General features: G+C 66.0%; 5 protein-coding genes. 2 read left to right on the forward strand and 3 right to left on the reverse strand.

All coding sequences use genetic code 11. The features are described 5' to 3' along the window. Positions 1 to 252: 252 nt before the first annotated feature. The gene (locus ACFWUP_RS31250; protein ID WP_379239591.1) at positions 253 to 1,437 is read right to left on the reverse strand and encodes an acetyl-CoA C-acetyltransferase; all 1,185 of its coding nucleotides are present in this window, start codon (positions 1,435 to 1,437) and stop codon (positions 253 to 255) included. A gap of 113 nt (positions 1,438 to 1,550) precedes the next feature. On the opposite strand from ACFWUP_RS31250, the gene mce reads away from it, so the two are divergent. Further along, the gene (mce, locus tag ACFWUP_RS31255) at positions 1,551 to 2,012 is read left to right on the forward strand and encodes a methylmalonyl-CoA epimerase (protein WP_379239592.1); all 462 of its coding nucleotides are present in this window, start codon (positions 1,551 to 1,553) and stop codon (positions 2,010 to 2,012) included. Positions 2,013 to 2,098: 86 nt separating this feature from the next. Beyond that, positions 2,099 to 3,094 (forward strand): hypothetical protein, encoded by a 996-nt coding sequence (locus ACFWUP_RS31260; protein WP_084473310.1) that lies wholly within the window; start codon positions 2,099 to 2,101, stop codon positions 3,092 to 3,094. A gap of 104 nt (positions 3,095 to 3,198) precedes the next feature. Here the strand turns inward: ACFWUP_RS31260 and ACFWUP_RS31265 are convergent, their stop codons facing one another. Further along, positions 3,199 to 3,489: an ATP/GTP-binding protein gene (locus tag ACFWUP_RS31265; protein ID WP_194830080.1), complete on the reverse strand. Its 291-nt coding sequence runs from the start codon at positions 3,487 to 3,489 to the stop codon at positions 3,199 to 3,201. Between the two features lie 11 nt (positions 3,490 to 3,500). Beyond that, positions 3,501 to 4,247 carry an endonuclease NucS gene (gene nucS / locus ACFWUP_RS31270; protein ID WP_379239593.1) on the reverse strand — a complete coding sequence of 249 codons (747 nt, stop codon included), beginning with the start codon at positions 4,245 to 4,247 and terminating at the stop codon, positions 3,501 to 3,503. Positions 4,248 to 4,365 lie beyond the last annotated feature (118 nt).

Consider the following 4,365-nt stretch of genomic DNA (forward strand, 5'->3'; position numbering starts at 1 on the left):
GCCTCCAGCAACGGCGGCTAACTCGCGGCCCCCAGGGGGCCGCGCTCGAGCGCGCCAGCGCTCCAATAAACACAGCCTCAAACCACCTGGGACTACTCAAACCCCGAGGCCTTGCCAGACATCAGGCCCCGGGACAACTCAACCCCCGAGGCTTTGCCAGACCGCACGCCCCGAGACAACTCAAACCCAAATCCCCACCCCACGACAAAGGCCCCGGCACCCCAAAGGAGCACCGAGGCCTCAGCCCAACAATCAGGCAGGCACGCGAATAATCAGCGCATCACCCTGACCGCCACCACCACACAGCGCCGCAGCACCCACCCCACCACCGCGACGCTTCAACTCCAGCGCCAGGTGCAGCAGAATGCGCGCACCGGACATGCCCAGCGGGTGTCCGATAGCGATAGCCCCACCGTTCACATTGACCTTCTCCGGGTCGTACCCGAGCTTGCGAGTCGAAGCCACACCCACAGCCGCGAACGCCTCGTTGATCTCGATCAGGTCCAAATCGGCAGGCGTAATGCCCTCCTTCGCGCACGCGGCGAGGATGGCATTGGCCGGCTGATCCTGCAGCGTCGAATCCGGCCCGGCAACCTGACCCGCAGCACCGATCTCAGCGATCCACTCCAGCCCCAGCTCTTCTGCCTTGGCCTTGCTCATCACGATCACCGCAGCGGCACCGTCAGAAATCTGCGAGGCGGTACCGGCGGTGACGGTGCCGTCCTTGCGGAAGGCCGGACGCAGCTTGCCCAGCGACTCGACCGTGGTGTCGGCGCGAATGCCCTCGTCCTCGGTCACGTAGACCGGATCACCCTTGCGCTGCGGCACGGCGACCGGCACGACCTCGTCTTCGAACAACCCGTTCTTCCACGCGGCGGCGGCACGCTGGTGCGAGGCCGCAGCCAGCGCGTCCTGCTCCTCGCGGCTCACCTTGTCCAGGTCGTTGCGGTCCTCGGTGAGCAGGCCCATGGCCTGGTCGGTGATCACGTCGTGCAGGCCGTCGTAGGCCATGTGATCGACGAGGGTGGTGTCGCCGTACTTGAAACCCTCGCGGCTCTTGGGCAGCAGGTGCGGAGTCTGGCTCATCGACTCCATGCCACCGGCCACGATGATCTCGTGCTCACCGGCGCGAATCAGCTGATCGGCCAGCGCGATCGCGTTGATGCCCGACAGACAGACCTTGTTGATCAGGATCGACGGCACATCCATCGGAATGCCCGCGGCGATGGCGGCCTGCCGCGCGGGCAACTGTCCCGCACCGGCCTGCAGCACCTGACCGAGGATCACGTAGTCGACCGCCTCGGGCGCGACGCCGCCCTTTTCCAGGGCCGCCTTGATCGCCACACCGGCCAGATCCGAGGCCTTGAAGCCCTTCAGACCGCCGAGCAGCCGACCGACCGGGGTACGCGCACCGGACACGATGACAGAAGTGGTCACGAAAGCCTCGCATTCATTGAGTCGAACCTCGCCGGACACAGGCGGGGACGCCGCACGCGTTCAGGAGTTGACCTCCACGGTAACCGGTCACAGGTACGCGCTAGCTTCGTGGGGTGACCAACGAGAATTTCATCCCCGCCGACTACGTGATCGCCATCGACCACGTGGGCATCGCCGTGCCCGACCTCGACACCGCCGTGGCCTGGTACACCGACAATCTCGGCATGGTCGAGACCCACCGCGAGGTGAACGAGGCCCAGGGCGTCATGGAAGCCATGCTGTCGTGCCCCGCCGCCGCCGATCGCGCGACCGCCCTGCAGTTGCTCGCCCCGCTCACGCCCGAGTCGACCATCGCCAAGTTCATCGACCGTAGCGGCCCCGGACTGCAGCAGCTGGCCTACCGGGTCACCGATATCGAGGCGGTTTCGGACTTCCTGCGCGGGCGCGGCGTGCGTTTGCTGTACGAAGCCCCTCGTCACGGCACGGCCGATTCCCGCATCAATTTTATCCATCCGAAGGATGCTGGCGGTGTGCTGGTCGAGCTCGTCGAGCCGAACCCGGATGTTACGCACTAGTACACCGGTACGGTCGGTTTATCTCGGCGCGATCACATTCACGGTCGAGTCTCCATAGGCTCGCTCGAGGCTGTATTTTGTGTGCCATGTCGTCACCTGAGTCCGATCGCAATCGCTTCGTTGCACTGCCCTTCACCGTTGTGCGCAAGGGTTATGCGCAAGACGAGGTGCGCAACTACTTCGACCGCTTCGACGCTGAGCTCCGCGTCACCGCCACCGACCGGGACGCTGCCGCCGCGCAGGCCCGCAATCTCGCCAGCCAGCTGGAAGATGCGCGTGACGAGATCGATGAGCTCCGCAAGGAGGTCGACCGGCTTTCCGTGCCGCCGACCACCGCCGAAGGCATGTCCGACCGCATCTCGCGCATGCTGCGCCTCGCCTCGGACGAAGCGTCCGAGGTCCGCGCGCTCGCGCAGGCCGAGGCCGCCGAGATGGTGTCGATCGCCGAGCAGCAGGCCACCGAGATGCGTGGCAAGTACGAGTCGCTGCTCGCGGAGACCAAGGAGAAGCGCGAGGCGCTCGAGATCGAGTTCGAGCAGACCCTCGCGAACGCGCGCACCGAGTCCGCCAAGATCATCGAAGCCGCCCAAGCCGATGTCGAACGTCTTGGCAAGGAGGCCGAAGCCAAGCGCAAGGCCACCCAGCAGGACTTCGAGGCCACCATGAACGATCGGCGCACCAAGCTGACCCGTGCCATGGAGGAGCTCGAGGCCACCAGTCGCGCCGAGGCCGCCCAGCGGATCAAGGACGCGACCGACGAGTCGAACCGCCTGATCAGCTCCGCCACCCAGACCTCCGAGCGCAAGATCGCGCACGCGAAGGAACTGGCCGAGGAGATGCGCGTGCTGCGCGGCCGGGTCCTGGCCCAGCTGCTCGGTATCCGCGGTCAGCTCGATTCCGTGCCCGCCATGCTCGCCGCGGTCAACCGCGAGAGCGAACTGCTCGACGGCACCCCCGAGCGCAAGTCGATCAGCAACAACGGCAACAAGTCGGTGTCGAGCTCGCGTCAGAACAAGGCCATCCCGGAGGTCGCCGACGAGGACATCGTCGACGAGGACCGCGAGAGCGCCGACGTCAACTAGCACGTCTGTCGGACACGTAACGACATTCACTACGAAAGAACCGAAGGCCGCCTCGAATCATCGAGGCGGCCTTCGGTTTTCGTGGTGTCCAGGTCGACTGTGGGTCAGGACCAGCGGCGGGTGATACCCCTGGTGCGCCTGCCGTTCCAGCAACCCTGGTGCCAGTGTCTGCGGTCGTCCTCGCCACCCTCTGCGGCCCAGGCGACGATATGGGCGACGCCGACCGCGATCTCGTGGTCACAGCCCGGGCACCGATAGGTCTTCACCGCGCGGGCGCCGGGAACCGTTCGCACGATGTAGGTTTCGTCGCCCGGACCGTCCTCGGTGCGGCCGTACACGTCACCGAGCGGTGCGGGCCCTGTAGGACGCCCGGTGCGTGGTTTACGTCGCGGCATCCGACTTCCTCCTAGAAGAGGCGGAAAACGTTGCTCTCCGTGCCACGTAGCTCGTCGTAATCGAGCGTGAGGCAGCGGATTCCACGGTCCTCGGCCAGCGTCCTCGCCTGCGGCTTGATCTGCTGCGCCGCGAACACCCCGGCCACCGGGGCCAGCAGCGGATCGCGATTGAGCAGTTCGAGATAGCGGGTGAGCTGCTCGACGCCGTCGATGTCACCGCGGCGCTTGATCTCCACCGCCACCGAGGCGCCGTCGGCGTCACGGCACAGCAGGTCCACCGGGCCGATCGCGGTCATGTACTCGCGCCGCACCAGGGTGTACCCCTCCCCGAGCTTCGTCACGTGCTCGGCGAGCAGTTCCTGCAGATGTGCCTCGACGCCGTCCTTCACCAGGCCGGGGTCGATGCCGAGCTCGTGCGAGGAATCGTGCTCGAACTCCTCGATGGAGATCCGCAGTTCCTCGCCGGCCTTGTTGGTCACCACCCACAGCGCCTTGATCTCGTTCGGCTGAGCCTTCTGCCCCTCCCGCAACGGCCGAACACCCTTGGGGAGCTCCGCGGGCGGTTCCAGAGTCGCGATATCGCGCTCCTCCAGCCAGCACGGCGGACTCATCCAGTTCAGCGGCTTGTACGAGCCACCGTCGGAGTGCACGAGCACCGACCCGTCGGCCTTGATCAGCAACAGCCGGCGAGCCATCGGGAGGTGGGCGGTCAGTCGACCGACATAGTCGACCTGGCAACGAGCAATGACGAGGCGCACCCCAGCACTCTATGGGAAGGCCCCGGGAACGCAAAAAGGCCCTCCAACCGAAGTTGGAGGGCCTTTCGCAATGATGTTCCGGCAGTGTCCTACTCTCCCACACCCTGTCGAGTGCAGT

The organism is Nocardia sp. NPDC058658, assembly GCF_042716665.1.
Lineage (GTDB): Bacteria > Actinomycetota > Actinomycetes > Mycobacteriales > Mycobacteriaceae > Nocardia.